Origin of the sequence: Planktomarina temperata RCA23, assembly GCF_000738435.1 — a bacterium.
In the GTDB taxonomy this organism is placed as follows: domain Bacteria; phylum Pseudomonadota; class Alphaproteobacteria; order Rhodobacterales; family Rhodobacteraceae; genus Planktomarina; species Planktomarina temperata.
Map to the genome: position 1 here is coordinate 666,003 of NZ_CP003984.1, position 17,291 is coordinate 683,293.

The 17,291-nt window shown below is 55.5% G+C and carries 16 protein-coding genes and 1 other RNA gene; 11 read left to right on the plus strand and 6 right to left on the minus strand.

Annotation, left to right across the window (positions count from 1 at the left end; translation table 11 throughout):
- Positions 1-64 precede the first annotated feature (64 nt).
- Positions 65-1,855 (minus strand): DNA polymerase III subunit gamma/tau, encoded by a 1,791-nt coding sequence (locus tag RCA23_RS03205; protein ID WP_044049078.1) that lies wholly within the window; start codon positions 1,853-1,855, stop codon positions 65-67.
- Between the two features lie 98 nt (positions 1,856-1,953).
- Positions 1,954-2,052: signal recognition particle sRNA small type (gene ffs, locus RCA23_RS16170), an RNA gene on the minus strand.
- An 88-nt stretch (positions 2,053-2,140) separates the two neighbouring features.
- On the opposite strand from ffs, the gene nudC reads away from it, so the two are divergent.
- Positions 2,141-3,112, plus strand: coding sequence for an NAD(+) diphosphatase (gene nudC, locus RCA23_RS03210; RefSeq protein WP_044049079.1), 972 nt, complete (start codon positions 2,141-2,143; stop codon positions 3,110-3,112).
- Between the two features lie 63 nt (positions 3,113-3,175).
- Complete coding sequence (locus RCA23_RS03215; RefSeq protein ID WP_044049081.1) at positions 3,176-3,646, plus strand: SRPBCC family protein; 471 nt, start codon at positions 3,176-3,178, stop codon at positions 3,644-3,646.
- On the opposite strand, the gene RCA23_RS03220 is transcribed toward RCA23_RS03215, so the two are convergent.
- Complete coding sequence (locus RCA23_RS03220) at positions 3,643-4,473, minus strand: prephenate dehydratase (RefSeq protein ID WP_044049083.1); 831 nt, start codon at positions 4,471-4,473, stop codon at positions 3,643-3,645. The genes RCA23_RS03215 and RCA23_RS03220 overlap by 4 nt on opposite strands.
- Positions 4,474-4,592: 119 nt before the next feature.
- Here RCA23_RS03220 and RCA23_RS03225 point away from each other — a divergent pair, with 119 nt between their 5' ends.
- The 5 genes from RCA23_RS03225 to RCA23_RS03245 all read left to right on the plus strand — a co-directional run bounded on the left by RCA23_RS03225 (position 4,593) and on the right by RCA23_RS03245 (position 10,954).
- A complete protein-coding gene (locus RCA23_RS03225; protein ID WP_044051224.1) occupies positions 4,593-5,111 on the plus strand; it encodes a c-type cytochrome in 519 nt (172 codons plus the stop codon).
- A gap of 207 nt (positions 5,112-5,318) precedes the next feature.
- Complete coding sequence (locus RCA23_RS03230) at positions 5,319-7,184, plus strand: extracellular solute-binding protein (RefSeq protein ID WP_044049086.1); 1,866 nt, start codon at positions 5,319-5,321, stop codon at positions 7,182-7,184.
- A gap of 1 nt (position 7,185) precedes the next feature.
- Complete coding sequence (locus tag RCA23_RS03235; protein ID WP_044049089.1) at positions 7,186-8,265, plus strand: microcin C ABC transporter permease YejB; 1,080 nt, start codon at positions 7,186-7,188, stop codon at positions 8,263-8,265.
- Positions 8,265-9,377 (plus strand): ABC transporter permease subunit, encoded by a 1,113-nt coding sequence (locus RCA23_RS03240; RefSeq protein ID WP_044051225.1) that lies wholly within the window; start codon positions 8,265-8,267, stop codon positions 9,375-9,377. The genes RCA23_RS03235 and RCA23_RS03240 overlap by 1 nt, the downstream gene beginning before the upstream one ends.
- Positions 9,374-10,954: an ABC transporter ATP-binding protein gene (locus RCA23_RS03245; RefSeq protein WP_044049092.1), complete on the plus strand. Its 1,581-nt coding sequence runs from the start codon at positions 9,374-9,376 to the stop codon at positions 10,952-10,954. The genes RCA23_RS03240 and RCA23_RS03245 overlap by 4 nt, the downstream gene beginning before the upstream one ends.
- Here the strand turns inward: RCA23_RS03245 and RCA23_RS03250 are convergent.
- From RCA23_RS03250 to RCA23_RS03260, 3 genes are all read right to left on the minus strand, one after another.
- The gene (locus RCA23_RS03250; protein WP_044049094.1) at positions 10,951-11,631 is read right to left on the minus strand and encodes a fumarylacetoacetate hydrolase family protein; all 681 of its coding nucleotides are present in this window, start codon (positions 11,629-11,631) and stop codon (positions 10,951-10,953) included. The two genes, RCA23_RS03245 and RCA23_RS03250, sit on opposite strands and share 4 nt — an antisense overlap.
- A gap of 68 nt (positions 11,632-11,699) precedes the next feature.
- Positions 11,700-13,118: a D-alanyl-D-alanine carboxypeptidase family protein gene (locus tag RCA23_RS03255; protein ID WP_424452405.1), complete on the minus strand. Its 1,419-nt coding sequence runs from the start codon at positions 13,116-13,118 to the stop codon at positions 11,700-11,702.
- 190 nt (positions 13,119-13,308) lie between these two features.
- Complete coding sequence (locus RCA23_RS03260) at positions 13,309-13,977, minus strand: HAD family hydrolase (RefSeq protein WP_236631386.1); 669 nt, start codon at positions 13,975-13,977, stop codon at positions 13,309-13,311.
- A gap of 123 nt (positions 13,978-14,100) precedes the next feature.
- Between RCA23_RS03260 and clpS the strand changes: the two genes are divergently transcribed.
- The 4 genes from clpS to hemF are packed head-to-tail and all read left to right on the plus strand — an operon-like array spanning position 14,101 to position 17,108.
- Positions 14,101-14,421 carry an ATP-dependent Clp protease adapter ClpS gene (gene clpS / locus RCA23_RS03265; RefSeq protein WP_044051228.1) on the plus strand — a complete coding sequence of 107 codons (321 nt, stop codon included), beginning with the start codon at positions 14,101-14,103 and terminating at the stop codon, positions 14,419-14,421.
- 3 nt (positions 14,422-14,424) lie between these two features.
- Positions 14,425-15,375 (plus strand): class I SAM-dependent methyltransferase, encoded by a 951-nt coding sequence (locus tag RCA23_RS03270; protein ID WP_044049095.1) that lies wholly within the window; start codon positions 14,425-14,427, stop codon positions 15,373-15,375.
- Positions 15,376-15,414: 39 nt separating this feature from the next.
- Positions 15,415-16,218, plus strand: coding sequence for an SDR family NAD(P)-dependent oxidoreductase (locus tag RCA23_RS03275; protein WP_044049096.1), 804 nt, complete (start codon positions 15,415-15,417; stop codon positions 16,216-16,218).
- Between the two features lie 8 nt (positions 16,219-16,226).
- Complete coding sequence (gene hemF / locus RCA23_RS03280; RefSeq protein ID WP_044049097.1) at positions 16,227-17,108, plus strand: oxygen-dependent coproporphyrinogen oxidase; 882 nt, start codon at positions 16,227-16,229, stop codon at positions 17,106-17,108.
- The last annotated feature ends 183 nt before the right edge of the window (positions 17,109-17,291 follow it).

Sequence of the window (17,291 nt, forward strand, 5' to 3'; positions counted from 1 at the left end):
TCACCTCTTCTTGTGCGTGTTGTAAAAGCGGCCCGCAGCGCAGGGCTGGGGCATTGGCAGTGGATTATTCGTCGTCAAAGGGATCCCATTCATCTTCGACCTCAGGCAGGGCGTCGATCTGCGCCTCCGCCGCGATATCTTTGGCGGTGCGAATGTCACTGATCTGTGCCTTGGGAAAGGCGACAAGGACTGCTTGCACCAAAGGGTGCGCCTTGGCTTGCTCTTTGAGCTCAAGGGCGGCCGCATCGCGCAGCTCTGCGATGGTGCTTGCGCCATTGGTGCCGATAGAGACGGCCCATCTCTGCCCGGTCCAGGTTTGCAACCGGCTGCCCAGTCGTTGAGCCAGATCACGCGGGGCTTTTTCTGTCGGCTCAAATTCAATCCGGCCGGGGCTATAGCTGACCAATTTTAAACTGGTTTCCACATCAACCAAGAGTTTGACGTCGCGGTGATGGCGGATCAGCTCCAACACATCCTCAAACCGAGCAAAATGCGCCAGCGTCTCTGCCGCGGGGGCCTTTGCCTGCGCGGCTGAGGCTGTGGTCCCGCTGGATCGTTGGGCCCGAGGGGCCATCGTGTCCGCGCCATAGGCTGATGGGTTGGTCGCTTGTGGGGCGGTGGCCGGGGCGCTTTGGCGCGGTCCCCCGCCCGCTCCATGAGGGGTGCCAGCGTTTTGGGGTTCTGGTGTGGGAACGGGCGTGTTTTGCAGCTTTCGGATCAATTCATCTGGCGTGGGCAGATCGGCCACATGGGTTAGGCGGATCAACGCCATTTCTGCAGCCATCATCGCATTGGGTGCCCGCCCGACCTCTTCTAGGGCGGTGAGCAGCATTTGCCACATTCGGCTTAACATGCGCATCTGCAACCGCTCTGCCATGACCAGCCCTCGGCTTCGTTCATCGGGCGAGACCGTGGGATCTTCGGCGGCCACGGGCGTGATCTTGATGACGCTGACCCAATGGCTGACCTCTGCCAGGTCGCGCAAGACCGCCATAGGATCGGCGCCGGCGGCATATTGCGCAGACAGCTCGCCCAAGGCACCTTCCGCATCCCCGCGCAAAATCAGATCGAACAGATCCAAAACCCGCCCTCGATCCGCAAGACCCAGCATGGCGCGGACCTGATCGGCTGTGGTTTCTCCAGCGCCGTGGGAGATGGCCTGATCCAGAAGCGATTGCGCATCGCGGGCCGAGCCTTCAGCGGCGCGGGTGATGAGACCCAGCGCCTCTTCTGTGATCTCGGCGCCCTCTGCTTTTGCGATTCTCTGCAGCATCGAAATCATGACATCCGGTTCAATGCGCCGCAGATCAAATCTTTGACAGCGCGACAGAACTGTCACGGGGACTTTGCGAATTTCTGTGGTGGCAAAGATAAATTTCACATGCGCAGGCGGCTCCTCCAAGGTCTTGAGCAACGCGTTGAAAGCGTTGGTCGACAGCATGTGGACCTCATCGATGATATAGATCTTGTAGCGTGCAGAGGCGGCACGATAGGCCACCGAATCAATAATTTCGCGAATATCGCCAACGCCGGTGCGGCTGGCGGCATCCATCTCCATCACGTCGACATGGCGCCCCTCCATGATGGCCGTGCAATGCTCGCAGCTGCCACAGGGGTCGATGGTTGGGCCGCTTGTGCCATCGGGACCGATGCAATTCATGCCCTTGGCAATGATGCGCGCAGTGGTGGTTTTGCCGGTTCCGCGAATGCCCGTCATGATGAAGGCTTGGGCGATGCGGTCGGCTTCAAAGGCATTGCGCAGGGTTTGGACCATAGCGTCCTGCCCAACCAAATCGGCAAAGGTCTCTGGGCGGTATTTGCGCGCCAAAACTTGATATGCAGCGGTGTCGGTCATGATATCCCTCGAATCCTGCTGGGATGCTACAGGCCGCGCCGGCATTGGTCCAGCAAACCCCGCATGGGATGCTGGCAATTTTTACCGGTGAGATGGGAGGGTGAGAGGTTGGACATCGACCCAAGTGGGGCTCGTTGTGGCTGCTTCCTTCCGGATCTGACCAGGTTGGCGAGGCACTTGCCCGCGCCAACCTCTCGTGCCCCGTATAGGGCTTTGAAATTGACATTGCAATTCATCGCTGGGGCGAATTGAATGCACGGGTGATAAAAAGTTGGGATTGAGCACATGCGCCATGCGGAAACAGTTACTTTTGGGGGCTCTGCGCTCAACCGGGCCGCAGAATTGCGCGGCCCAGAGGCCCAGGCGGACCTTCAGGCGCTGAGTTCGGCCAAAACCACCTTGTTTTGGCGTGGAAAGCCCCTAGTGCAGCTCCAGGCGGAGGGCGCGCTGGGCTTGGCTTGGCTGGAGTTGGATCACCCGGCTTTAGGCCGCGCGGCCGATTCTCTGGTCTTTTTGGGGCTGAATGAGGCCAAAGAGCCGTTGTTTTTGGCGGATATCTCCATTTGGGAGCCTGAAGAGCTGCCTGAAACCTTGAATACCTTTCTGGATCCGTCGCAGCAGGTGCATCCGGCTTTGACGAATGGCGAGTATTTCGCTGAATTACGGGCGATTATGACGCAATTGTCCGCGCGTGATGCTGAACTGGCGGCCACCGGGCGCGGGCTTTTGGAATGGCACCGCACCCATGGGTATTGCGCCACCTGTGGCGCGCCGTCTGATATGGCGATGGCGGGATGGCAGCGCAATTGCCCAGCCTGCAATCGTTCGCATTTCCCGCGCACTGATCCGGTTGTGATCATGCTGATTACGCATGGAAATAAGGTTCTGATGGGGCGTTCGCATGCCTGGCCGGACGGGATGTATTCGCTTTTGGCGGGTTTTGTTGAACCAGGTGAGACATTGGAGGCGGCTGTGCGTCGGGAGGTTTTTGAAGAATCGGGTATTCGTGTCGGGCAGGTCCGTTACCTGGCCAGCCAGCCTTGGCCCTTTCCTGCGTCTTTGATGTTTGGCTGTGCCGGCGAGGCGTTGAATGCGGATATAGTCATCGATCCCAAAGAGATTGAAGACGCGCTCTGGGTCAGCCGCGAAGAGATGTTGGACGTGTTCGAGGGGGTGCATCCTGAAATTAAACCGGCCCGAAAGGGTGCGATTGCGCATTTTCTACTGGAACATTGGCTGGCAGATCATTTAGAGTAACCCGAAGTTTTGAATAAATTGAATTAATAACATGTGTGAAAATTATTAATCCCAAGGCAGCAGATGAAGTTTTCAAGCCAAGAAGATATAGAAGCACCTGCGCAGGCGGTTTTTGCCGCCCTGTGCGATCATGAGCAGTTTCAACGTGTGATGCAGCAACGCGGCATCGCTATGCGTCGGGTGGATGATCGCCCGGAGGTGGGGCCGGGCATGGCTTGGGAGATCGATTTCAAATTCCGCGGCCGGGCGCGAAAACTGCGCTGTTTGGTGACGGAGGTGCAAGCGCCGGAGCGTTTGGGCCTATCAAACGAATCAGATGGGCTGACGGGGGATGTGGCGATTTCGGTTGTGACTTTGGCGCCAAACCGCTCCCGATTGTTGGTATTAGTTGAAATGAAGCCCAAAAACCTATCGGCTCGGCTCTTGCTGCAATCCATGCGCTTTGCAAAAGGCTCATTGGATCGGAAATTCAAATCCCGACTTCATGATTGGGCCGTGCAGATGTGCCGAAGCGGTCAGGTCAACAGCGGTTAAGGCCGGCCTGGATCGGCCGGATAGGTTCCTAACACGCGAATCATATCGGTGAAAAATGCCAGCTCATCGAAGGCGCGTTTCACCTCAGGGTCATCGGGATGGCCTTCAATATCCGCATAAAACTGCGTTGCGCGAAAGGCGCCACCCAGCATGTAGCTTTCCAATTTGATCATGTTGACCCCATTGGTCGCAAAGCCGCCCATGGCCTTATAAAGCGCGGCGGGGATGTTGCGCACTTGAAAAACAAAGCTGGTCAGCATCTTACCTCTGCGCCGCTCAGGTCGGTCTTGCGCGGACATGACCAAAAAGCGAGTGGTGTTATGAGATTGATCTTCAACGTCTTTTTGCAAGATCTCCAGGCCATGAATGCGGCCTGCCAATTCAGAGGCCAGCGCTGCGGCGGTGCGTTCATTGCGCGCGGCAATATCGGCGGCAGCCCCGGCATTATCCGCGGCCGCTTCACCGCGGATGCCATGGGCGTCCAGAAATTTCCGGCATTGTGGTAAAATTACCAAATGCCCACGCGCCACTTTGATATCGCTCAAAGCGACGCCGGGCAGGGCCAAGAGGTTGATCCGCACGCGGACAAAGACTTCGTCATTAATGAATAGACCGCTTTCGGGCAGCAGGCGGTGCATATCGGCGACGCGTCCGTAGGTGGTATTTTCCACAGGAAGCATGGCAAATTCTGCCGCTCCGGTTTTTACCGCCGCGATGACGTCTTCGAATGTGGCGCAGGGGAGGGGCTCATGATCGGGCCGGGAGGCGACACAGGCTTCATGAGAATAGGCGCCGAGTTCTCCTTGGAAGGCTATTTTTTCGGCCATTTTGTGTCTCCTGAGCAAATTCCGCGAAAAAGGGCGTTTCGTCGCGCCATCTACACCTTGCACGACAGGGGGGGAAGGGACTAGAGGGATACAACCCAATTGTAATGATGGATCGCGACATGTTTGACACGATGACTTTGACCAAAATTGCAGCCGCCCTCTGTTCGGCTCTGCTTGTTTTTGTTCTTGGCGGCTGGATTGCTGACAAAATTTATAGCCCTGCGCACCATGGGGAATACCATGGCGTTGCTTGGATCGAAACCGATAGCGGTGAAGAAGACGACGAGGCGGAGGCCGAAGACGGCCCTATGTTGGAAGACCTCCTGGCCTCAGCTGACCTTGAGAAAGGCGCGAAAGTGTTCAAGAAATGCGCCGCTTGCCATAAATTGGAAGCGGGCGCCAATGGTGTTGGGCCGCATCTTTACGCAGTTGTTGATCGGGCCGTGGGTTCGGTTGACGGCTTTGGCTACTCCGGCAGCCTTGTGGCCGTGGCCGAGACTTGGAGCCCTGAGAACCTTGATGGTTTCCTGACCAAGCCCTCCAAATACGCGCCAGGCACAAAGATGAGTTTCAATGGCTTGTCCAAGCCCGAAGATCGCGCGAATTTAATCGCCTATCTTGAGACCATCAGCGACTAACCGCAAAGAAGATGTTGTCGCTGCAATTTTCTGCACGAAACTGCGACAGGGCTGCCTTTCGGCGGCCCTTTGTGCATTTCGGGCGCTGTGAGGGCCCGTACCGGCGCAGATTTGCCGGAAAATAATGCGCTGCCCCCTTCGCAATTGCGAAAAAACCTCTAAGTTAAACTTTGTTGGTGAGTTTGATAAAAACAGTGGGGTAAGCAGATGACTTTAGGGTTTTGTGACAGTCTGGTATTGGGCGCAGCTCTGGTTGTGACGAGCGCAGGCGGGCTTGCTGCAGAGGCGCATGATCCGATTACCGTCAGTCATGGCTATTCGTATTTTGGTGATTTGAAATATCCAGCGGATTTTGCGCATTTGGATTATGTGAACCCGGCGGCGCCCAAGGGCGGTGAAATTTCGCAATGGTTTTTTGGGGCCTTTGACAGCTTCAACCCCTATGCCCGCAAGGGCAATCAAGCTGCCCTATCGGCGATCCCGTTTGAAACAGTCATGACCTCTTTTGCAGATGATGCAACCGCGAGCTATTGTTTCCTGTGTACCACCGTTGAATACCCCGAAAGTCTCGATTGGGCCATTTTCACCCTGCGCGATGATGTGCGGTTTTCGGACGGATCGGCTTTGACGGCTGAAGATGTGAAGTTCAGCTTTAATTTGTTCATGGAGCAGGGTTTACCCTCCTACCGCGCGGCTGTGTCGGGTATGGTGGCCGAGATCGAGATCCTCTCCCCGCTGCAGATCAAATTTACCTTCACAGAGGATGCGCCGCGCCGCGATGTGATCGATTTGGCTGGCGGCATTCCTGTGTTCTCAAAGACCTGGTTCGAAAGCACTGGCGCGCGTTTGGACGATTCCTCGCTTATTCCTTTCATCGGCACCGGTCCTTATGTGCTTGACAGCTATGAGGTGAACCAGCGCGTGATCTATGTCCGCCGCGATGATTACTGGGGCGAAGCTCTTCCCGCCAATATCGGCCGGAATAATTTTGACCGCATTAGAGTTGAATATTTTGCAGATTCAGCTGCGGCCTTTGAGGGGTTCAAGGGGGGACTCTACACGTTTAGATCTGAAAACAGCTCAAAACAATGGGCGACCTCCTATGATTTTGAGGCCATTGAGGCGGGGCATGTGGTGAAAACGGAATTGCCCGATGGCAATCTGGCCATGGCGCAGGCCTATGTGTTTAACCTGCGGCGCGAAAAGTTCCAAGATCGGAGAGTGCGCGAAGCTTTAGCAATGATGTTTAATTTTGAATGGTCAAACGCCCAGTTGTTCTATGGTCTTTACGAGAGGGTGCAGTCCTTTTGGGGCAATTCTGAGCTTGAGGCCAAAGGGGTGCCGAGCGAGGGCGAGCGGGCCGTGCTGCAACCTTTGGTAGATCAGGGCCTGTTGAGCGCCGATATCCTCACCGATGAGGCGGTCATGGCACCGGTTTCCGGCGCGCGGCAATTGGATCGCAAAAACCTGCGCCGGGCGTCGCAGCTGATGGATGAGGCGGGCTGGCGCGTCAACAGCGATGGGATGCGCGAAAAAGCCGGACAGGTCTTCACTCTTGAGGTGCTCGACAGCTCGCCCGCCTTTGACCGTATCACCAATCCTATGATTGAGAATATGAAAGCTCTGGGCATTGATGCGCGCCTCAACCGTGTGGATACGGCGCAGGAAAGTGAACGCACCCGTGCCTATGATTTCGATGTCACCACCCATTCGATGCGTATGAGTTTTGAACCTTCTTCGGGTTTGGAGCAATATTTTGGCACCAAGGCCATGGACCAAAGCAGCCGCAATTTGATGGGGCTTTCTGACCCTGCCGTTGATGCTTTGATCGAAAAAACCGTGCGCGCGCAAAGCAAAGCCGAGCTAAACACAAATATACGCGCGCTGGATCGCGTGTTGCGGGCGAAACGCTTCTGGATCCCGCAATGGTTCAAAGCGGTGCATACGGTTGCCTATTACGATCAATATGGCTACCCCGACCCGCTGCCGCCCTTCGCACGCGGCGAGCTGGATTTTTGGTGGTTTGATGCAGATAAAGCCGCAAAGCTAAAGGCCGCAGGTGTGTTAAACTAACATGGTTGCATATATTATCCGCAGGCTTTTGCTGGTCATCCCCACACTTCTGGGGGTGATGATTGTCAACTTTGCCCTGATCCAATTTGTCCCAGGTGGCCCGGTCGAACAGGTCTTGGCGCAGTTGGAAGGTGAAGGGGATGTCTTTGCCGCTATCACTGGCGGCGATGACGCGGGCATTGGCGAAAGCGCGGGCAATGATCAATATGCTGGCGCGCGCGGTTTGCCCCAGGAGTATATTGAACAATTGGAGCGTGAATTCGGCCTCGATCGCCCCCCTTTAGAGCGCTTCACCCGCATGATGTGGAAATATATGCAGTTCGATTTTGGTGAGAGCTATTTCCGTTCCATCAAGGTGGTGGATTTGGTGCTGGAGAAAATGCCGGTGTCGATCTCTTTGGGCCTTTGGTCCACCTTGCTGATCTACTTGGTAAGCATACCTCTTGGGGTGCGCAAGGCCATGCGTGACGGCAGCACATTTGACACAGTGACCAGCGCCTTGGTGATTGTTGGCTACGGCATCCCGTCGTTTCTCTTTGCCATCATGCTTTTGGTGCTCTTCGCCGGCGGCTCCTATTGGCAGATTTTCCCGCTGCGCGGCCTAACCTCGAATGGTTTTGAGGAGATGAGCCTTTTGGCCAAGATCGGCGATTATTTTTGGCATATGGCCCTGCCGATTTTCGCCTCTGTGATCTCTGGTTTTGCCACGCTGACGCTGTTGACCAAGAATTCATTCCTCGATGAAATTCGCAAGCAATACGTCGTGACCGCCCGTGCGAAAGGGCTGACCGAGAACCGCGTGTTGTTTGGTCATATCTTTCGCAATGCGATGTTGATCGTGATTGCCGGGTTTCCAAGCTTGTTTATTGGCGTATTCTTCGGGGGATCGCTGTTCATTGAGACGATTTTCTCTCTGGATGGCCTCGGCCGTCTTGGGTTTGAGGCGGCGATATCACGCGACTATCCGGTGATGTTTGGCACCTTGTTCGCCTTTGGCCTGCTTGGGTTGATCGTTGGAATTTTGTCGGATCTAATGTATGTCATCATTGACCCGCGGATTGATTTTGAGGCCCGCGGATGATCAATCTTTCTCCTCTCAACCGGCGCCGCCTCAATAACTTCAAGAAAAACCGGCGCGCAGTTTGGTCTTTTTGGATCTTTTCTCTGCTCTTTGGCCTCAGCTTATTTGCCGAATTTATCGCCAATGACAAACCAATATTGGTCAGTTATCGCGGTGAGCTGTTCATGCCCGTGACGCAGTTTTACCCCGAAACGGCCTTTGGGGGCGACTTTCAGACCGAAGCCACTTACCGCGATCCAGAGGTGCAATGCTTGATCCGTTCCGGCGGTTTAGAAATCTGTTTTGACGATCCCGAAGGGACCATGGCCGCCATTGATGCGGGGGATTTTGGGGCGCAGGTGGCGGAGTTTTCCCGAGGTTGGATGCTCTGGCCACCCGTGCCCTATAGCTACGACACACCGAATGATTTGGGCCGCGCAGCCCCGTCGCCGCCGGATACGTCTCATTGGCTGGGAACAGATGACACCACCCGCGACGTGCTGGCACGGGTGATTTATGGCTTCCGACTGTCAATCGTTTTTGCGCTGGTGGTGACCGTTTTCGCGTCGATCATCGGCATCATCGCCGGGGCGGTGCAGGGGTATTTTGGCGGCTGGACGGATCTTTTGTTCCAAAGGTTCCTTGAAATTTTTTCGGCTCTGCCATCGCTTTACGTCATCATCATTATGACAGCGATCTTGGGGCGCAGCTTTTGGCTTTTGGCGACCCTGTCCATCATCTTCGGCTGGCCGGCGCTTACGGGCCTGATTCGGGCAGAGTTTTTTCGCGCGCGGAATTTTGAATATGTGCGCGCGGCCGAAGCGCTTGGGGTGAGCAATTGGACCATCATGATGCGCCATATTCTGCCCAATGCGATGGTGGCCACGCTGACCTTTCTGCCTTTCATTGTTACCGGCGCGATTTCAACCCTGGCGGGCCTTGATTTTCTAGGCTTTGGCTTGCCGTCCTCTTCGCCCTCTTTGGGGGAACTCACCCAGCAGGCGAAGCTTAATTTGCAATCCCCGCATCTTGGCTTCACCGCATTTTTTGTTTTTACCATCATGTTGTCGCTTTTGGTCTTTATTTTTGAAGGGGTGCGCGATGCCTTTGATCCGCGCAAGGTGTTTCAATGAGCCTGCTTGAAATCCGCGGTCTCACGGTTGATTTTCGCCAAGACGGTCGCGAGATGCCCGCGGTGCGCAATGTGTCTTTTCACGTGGGCGCCGGAGAGACTGTCGCTGTGGTGGGCGAATCTGGGTCGGGCAAATCTGTGACCGCTTTGGCCACTGTTGACCTCTTGCCCGAAAGTGCTGTGGCGCGCGGCTCAGTGCTCTATCAAGGTGAAGAGATGATTGGCGCGCCAGAGGACCGGCTGCAACGCATTCGGGGCAATGATATCAGCTTTATTTTTCAAGAGCCGATGACCTCTTTAAACCCGCTGCACACCATCGAAAAACAGTTGGGCGAGAGTCTTTCGGTTCATCAAGGGTTGCGCGGCCAGCCGTTGCAGGACCGCATTGTGGAATTGCTGGGCAAGGTCGGTATCCCTGATCCGATGATGCGGCTCAAATCCTATCCACATCAGCTGTCGGGGGGGCAAAGGCAGCGGGTGATGATTGCCATGGCTTTGGCCAATGAGCCACAATTGTTGATTGCCGATGAGCCAACAACCGCTCTTGATGTGACAATAGAGGCGCAAATTTTAGAACTTTTGGCCGATTTACAGCGCAGCGAGGGCCTGAGCCTGTTGTTCATCACGCATGACTTGGGCGTCGTGCGAAAAATCGCAGATCGCGTGGTGGTGATGCGCCAGGGGGAAGTGGTGGAAACTGGACCTTGCGCGCAGATTTTTGATGCGCCGGGCCATGCCTATACCAAAATGCTGCTCGATGCAGAGACCATAGGCGTGCCTGCGCCGGTGGCTGAAGATGCCCCAGAGCTGCTTTGCACCGATCAGCTGCGGGTTTGGTTTCCCATTCAACGCGGGATTTTGCGCCGTACGGTTGGGCATGTGAAGGCGGTCAATGCCGCCAGCCTTTCGGTGCGGGCTGGGGAGACCTTGGGGGTGGTGGGAGAATCCGGCTCTGGGAAAACCTCGCTTGCTCTTGCGGTTATGCGGCTCATCGCGTCAAAAAATAAAATTTCCTTTTTGGGTCAGGATATCGATGCCCTCAACCGGCGGCAAATGCGCCCATTGCGCAGTGATATGCAGATCGTATTTCAAGATCCGTTTGGCAGCCTGAGCCCGCGCATGTCGGTGATGGAGATTATCTCCGAGGGTCTTGAGATCCACAGCCGTGGCAATCGCAGTCACCATCGCGAGGCAGTGGCTTCGATGCTGCGCGAGGTGGGGCTGGATCCGGACACGATGGACCGTTATCCCCATGAATTTTCTGGCGGGCAGCGTCAGCGTATCGCTATTGCTCGGGCTATGATTTTAAACCCAAAATTCGTCGTGCTTGATGAGCCGACCTCGGCGCTTGATCGCACGGTCCAAGTGCAAATTGTCAATCTATTGCGTGATTTGCAGCAAAAATACCAGCTTGGATTTCTCTTCATCAGCCATGATTTGAAGGTTGTGCGTGCTTTGTCGCATCGCGTGTTGGTCATGAAAGACGGCGATATTGTCGAGCATGGCATGGCGCAGGACATTTTTGAGAACCCGAAGCACCCCTATACCCAAACGCTCTTGGCGGCGGCCCTGGGTTAAACTGTGTAGCGAAACTCTGCGTCGGGCAATCCATCAATTTCAACGCGGCAGCTCTGACCCCGTGCCACTGGCCCAACCCCAGCCGGCGTGCCTGTCATAATCAAATCGCCCGGGGCGAGGGTCACATGGGTTGATAGGGCCGCGATGACATCTGCGATGGGCCAGGTCATGTCCCCAATTTTTGCATTCTGGCGCAGCTGCCCATCCACGTGGCAGCGGATCGCAGCTTCAGGGGCGATGCTTTGCCCGGGGACAATCGGGCCAATCACGGCGCTCTCGTCAAATGCTTTGGACATATCCCAAGGGCGGCGCTGAGATTTTGCGACGGCTTGTAAATCACGGCGGGTTAAATCATTGCCGCAGGCAAAGCCGAAAATATGGGATTCAGCGTCCTTGGCGGCGATATCCCGCCCGCCGGTGCCGATCGCGACCACCAATTCCGCCTCATGATGCAGGTCTTGCGTCAAGCTCGGGTAGGCCAAAGCGGCGCCGCTGGGCACCATGGCATCCGCGGGTTTGGTGAAAAAGAACGGTGGATCGCGTTCATCATTGCCAAATTCCCGAGCATGTTCGGCGTAATTTCGCCCGACGCAGAAAATGCGCCGCACAGCAAAGCGCTCGGTGCGGCCTGAGATTTCGACGCTGGGCGCCGGGATGCGAAAAATAAAATCTGTCATGCGCCATGGATGCGGCAAATTCGGGATAAGAGCAAGCCGCTCTATGCGGGCGGGCGGGGGGCTGCGCTTTAGCTTGGGTCCACCAAGACGCAGGAAATTTCCTGCGCATGGAGTCTGCGGCAGGCGAGGTCTGCGCTGTGTTGCGTCAAGCCGGTGAACAGGGCCTCATAGCCGCTGGCGCGGGCTTTGACTTTGCGTTCGGCGCCGTCCAGCGTGGTCATCTCTGCCAAGGCCATGCGGAGTAGAACCCGTTCTGCCTCATAGCGGGAGCTGAATTTTCCGATATTGATGCCCCAATTGCGGCTGCCGGAGGAGTCGCGGCGCGCTACGGTTTCGGTTTCTTGCTCGGCCACGGGCGCGGCCACAAAAGAGAATTGTGGCGGCCGGGCGCGCGGCGCGGTTGTGGACATTTCCGGGTCATAGGTCGAGGCCGAGACCTGCACGGCCACGGCGCCGGATGTCGCTGATTGAACGGCTGTTAGGATGTCATCGGGTTGCACCTGCACATCGGGCAGTGCTGCCAAAAGTGGCTCCTCGGGAGCGCTGGCCTCGCCAAAGGGTCGCATTTTGGGCCGGAGCGAGCGTTTGACGGCAGTCACCAGACGCAGAGTTTTCCCGCCATTCTCGTTTTCGTTTTGATCATAGGGCGGCAGGCTGGGGCGCTGAAGTTTGGCGGTTGAGGGCGCGCGGTCAAAGCCCATATCTAAAAGTTGCGCGACACGTTTGTTGCGCGCCGCTGTGGATGATCCGCCGAACATTGTGGCGACAATGCGCTCCCCGCCGCGCTCGGCGGAGGCGACCAAATTGAAGCCAGCGGCCCGTGTGTAACCCGTCTTGATCCCGTCGGCCCCCTTATAGGCTGCGAGAAAGCGCCGGTTGGTATTATTCACTTTGCGAATCTTGGCATCGGCACTGCGCCGCGAAAATAGGTTATAATATTGCGGGTAGTCATAAATCATATGACGGCCCAAAATGGTCATATCGCGCGCGGTCGACAGATGGCCGGAGCGTGTGAGACCATGGGCGTTTTTAAACGTTGTGCGGGACATGCCCATGGCGCGGGCTGTGCGGGTCATGCGTTTGGCAAATGCGGCCTCTGAGCCTGAAATGGCCTCACCAATTGCGGTGGCCGCGTCATTGGCCGATTTGATGGCCGCAGCGCGAATGAGATAGCGCAGTTTGATTTTCTGGCCGCGTTTGAGCCAGAGTTTTGACGGGGGCTCGGCCGCGGCATTGCGCGACACGGTGACGTAGCTGTCCAAGGAGATTTCGTTTTTCTCAATCGCCTGAAACGCGACATAGAGCGTCATCATTTTGGTTAGGGACGCCGGATGCAGACGGGTATCTGCGTTGCGGGAATGATAGATTTTGCCATTTCGCGCATCCATAACCACCGCTGCATAGGGCGCGGCCTGCACCGCCACGGGCGGAAGTAGGGTCACCGCAAGAAAAGTTGCGATGAAATAGGGAATGAGCCGGTGTTTCACGCCTGCTGCCTCGCTCTTTATATGTGCCGGGATTTTTCCCGTGCTTTGCTCAGGAGAAGTCTAGCACAAACGAATCAGTGAAAAAATAGCTAAAATAAGGCTATTTTAAGGACTGAAGATCGCTCATTTGCGCAAATTTAGAATTTCCCCACTAAATCTTGTATGCTGCGCGAGTTTTGCCTTGAAATAGTCACATTTCCATCAAAAGCGCGCTGACCTTATTAAACGAGGAAGCTTTAAAAAACCTTGGGCCTTCGGGCGGCGCATCTGCTTTTTCCATCTCCCATTCATAGCGTCCCGGAATATGAATCGCCGCCGCTCCGGCTGCGAGCGCGGGTAGAATGTCAGATTTTATGGAATTGCCAACCATAGCCGTCGCAGCCAGCTGCGCCCCGAAAATTCTTTGATAAGTCGTGATATGTTTTTCACTGACGATATGGACGTCCTCAAATAGGTCTCCCAAACCTGATTGCGCCAATTTTTGTTCCTGATGCAAAAGATCGCCCTTGGTCACGAGCACCAGCGCATACTCTTGGGCCAGCCGTGGCAGGCATTCGGCAACGCCAGGTAACAGATGAATGGGATGGTTCAACATGTCTCGTCCCATCGTCAGTATGTCGTGGATCACATGGGCAGGGACCTGGCCCTTGGACACGTCAATTGCTGTTTCGACCATGGACAGCATAAACCCCTTTATCCCATAGCCATATCGTCCCAAGTTGCGTCGCTCGGCGGCCAATAGCTCTGCGTGCAGAGGGTCGGGGGGCATATATGCGCTGAGCATATCGGCAAAGCGGTCCTGGGTGAGGCGAAAGAATTCCTCATTCTGCCAAAGCGTGTCGTCGGCATCGAGGCCCAAAATTTTGATACTGCTCGGCAAGCTGGCCCTTTCCATTAACTGCTATAGTTTTATATAGAGGGTCAGACAGCGATTTTGCAAATCGGCCATAAGAGGGTAAATATTGTGACGGCGCATTGGACCATGGCAGCAGATACTCCCGAAGATGAGGGCGATTTCGGCGTGGCCTTGGACAGCCGTCCAAAAACCAAACGCCCGCCGCTTTACAAGGTGCTCATCCTAAATGATGATTACACGCCCATGGAATTTGTGATTATGGTTCTGGAGCGTTTTTTTGGTCTGACTCACCAAGAAAGTTTTGAACTGATGCTTACAGTGCATAAAAAAGGCCTGGCAGTGGTTGGGGTTTATAGCCGTGAGATCGCAGAAACCAAAGTGGCGCAGGTCCTGGATATGGCGCAGCGCCATGAACATCCGCTGCAATGCACCATGGAAAAAGAATAACCCGTGGCGCGCCTCTCCCTTGCGTTTGACACCGGGCTCGCGCGCAGCGATGGGCCGGTGGCCCTGCTGCACCCGCCGGTTGGTTTCGATGTGGCGGGACTTTCAGCCCCTTTAATCATTCAGCCACATGTTGCGCTCAATGCCGCTTGGCACAATCAAGGTTTTTCCTGTGATGTCGCCCTCCCAGCGCGGCGCTTTGCGCTTGCGGTGGTCTGTTGCACGCGCTCGAAGCAACAGACTGCAGATCTTATCGCACAGGCCGCCGCTTGCGCTGATATTGTGGTGGTGGATGGGCAAAAAACCGATGGCATAGACAGCCACTATAAGACGCTCCGTAAGTTGGCCGCCGTTCAAGGCACGATCACCAAGGCCCATGGGCGCCTGTTTTGGTTTGCCGGTACGCAATTGCCCAGCCTGCGTGCGGTGGATCAAAATTTTGGCGAATTCGTCACGCAATCGGGGGTGTTTTCCGCCGGGGCCGTGGATCCTGCATCTGCTTTGCTGGGGGAGGCTTTGCCAGAGCATTTGGCAGGCGATGTGCTGGATTTGGGCGCGGGGTGGGGCTATTTGTCGGCGCAGATTGTAAAGCGCAATGCGGTCACGCGGCTTGATTTGGTTGAAGCCGATCACTTTGCTTTGGACTGCGCCAAACGCAATGTCAGCGATCCGCGGGCTGCGTTTCATTGGGCTGACGCGCGCGATTGGAAGGGCGCTTATGATGCGGTCGTGATGAACCCGCCATTCCACTCCGGGCGAGAGGGCGATCCCGATTTGGGTCGCGCATTTATCACCGCCGCCCGGCGTTGTTTACGGCCAAAGGGTACGGTTTACATGGTGGCCAATCGCCATCTGCCGTATGAAACGACGCTAGAACAGTGTTTTGCAAAGGTGTTGGAGATTCCGGGCAACGGTCGATTTAAGCTGTTCCAGGCATCTCGCCCAAAGCGGAAATAACCGCTAGACTGCGTAAGATTCGCAACCTCTGGAGAGCCCATGTCTTTTTCAGTCACCGGTAAAACGGCCATTGTCACAGGCGCTGCCAATGGTGTGGGCTTGGCCATTGCCCGGCATTTGGCCGATGCGGGCGCCAATGTCATGTTTGCCGATAAGGATGAGGCACGGTTGCGCGCTGAAGTGGGCGATATGGCGGATGAGGCCAGCAATATCCGCTATTTTTCTGGAGATCTGCGGGAAAAATTGACCATTGCCAATTTGCTTTCGGCCACTTTGGATGCTTTTGATCAAGTCGATATTCTGGTCAACGGCGCACGGCAGATCTTGCGCACCTCTCCTCTGGAACAAGAGGATGAAAGTATAGAGATCATGTTGGACCAAAATCTTATGGCGGGATTTAAACTCTCGCAATTGGTGGCCCGGCGGATGATCAAACAGGGCAAGGACAGCGATCGTCCCTGTGTGGGCACAATCATTAACCTTTCGTCCATCGCGGCTCAAAGAACGCAATCGGACCTGATGGGATTTTCAGTCAGCTGTGCGGCGCTCGATCAAATGACCCGATGTTTGGCGGTCAGCCTTGCGCCCGATCGCGTGCGGGTCAATGCGGTGGCTTTTGGCTCTGTCATGTCCGCATCTTTGCAAGATCATCTCCGCGAACACCCAGATCACCGTGACGCGATTTTGGCGGCGACGCCACAAGGGCGCATTGCGGGTCCGACAGAGGTTGCGGAAGCTGTGCAATTTTTAGCCTCAGACAGTTCGTCCTTTGTCACAGGCGAAATATTAACCGTAGATGGCGGCCGCAGCCTGGTTGACGCGGTGAGCACATCGCTGCATTGAAGAGAGCCATGACAGAGACATTTGATTCCGAAAAAGCCGCTGCAAGCGCATGGTTCCGCCAATTGCGTGACGATATTGTTTCGCGTTTTGAAGCGATAGAAGCGCAGCATGAGATAGATGCGCCCTGCGGTACATTCACCGTCACCCCGACGCAGCGCACGGCTGAAGATGGCTCGGATGCTGGTGGCGGGTTGATGAGTGTGATGCGCGGTGGCCGGGTGTTTGAGAAAGTTGGGGTCAATGTCTCGACAGTTTTCGGTACATTGGGCGCGCGGGCGCAGGAGGCAATGGCGGCGCGCAAAGGGATCCCCGGCATGCGCGATGATCCAAGATTTTGGGCGGCGGGCATTTCGCTTGTGGCGCATATGCAAAATCCGCATTGCCCAGCAGTGCACATGAATACCCGGATGTTTTGGACGCCGCATGCCTGGTGGTTTGGCGGTGGGTCTGATCTTAATCCGTGCATTGAATATGCGGAAGATACAGCGCAGTTTCATGGGGTTTTAAATTCCTATTGCGCGCCGCATGGGGCAGATATCTATCCGCGCTACAAGGCTTGGGCGGACGAATATTTCTATATTCCCCACCGCAAGCGCGCGCGCGGTGTAGGCGGCATTTTCTATGATGATCACTGCACCGGCGATTGGGAGAAAGACTTTGCGCTTACCCAAGATGTCGGGCGGGCATTTTTGCCGGCCTATGCGCCACTGGTCGAAGCGCGGCTTAATCAGCCATGGGGCGAGGCGGAACGCGACGCTCAACTGATTCATCGTGGGTTATACGCCGAATATAACCTGCTTTATGACCGCGGCACGAAATTTGGTCTCGAAACTGGCCATGATCCAGATGCCGTCTTAATGAGCTTGCCGCCTTTGGCCAAATGGACCTAACAGTCTCGGGCCGCCTGATCGTTGGTATGATTGGGTTATCTTGACTGATATCGGTAGTCCTTTGTTAAGAAAACCCGCGCTGCATCTGCAAAAGCAGGTGCACAGCGCCCTCACAAAATTAATCTGATATTACGTTTATTTTAATTAACATTAACGTAACAGATAATTTAGATATGGCGGGTG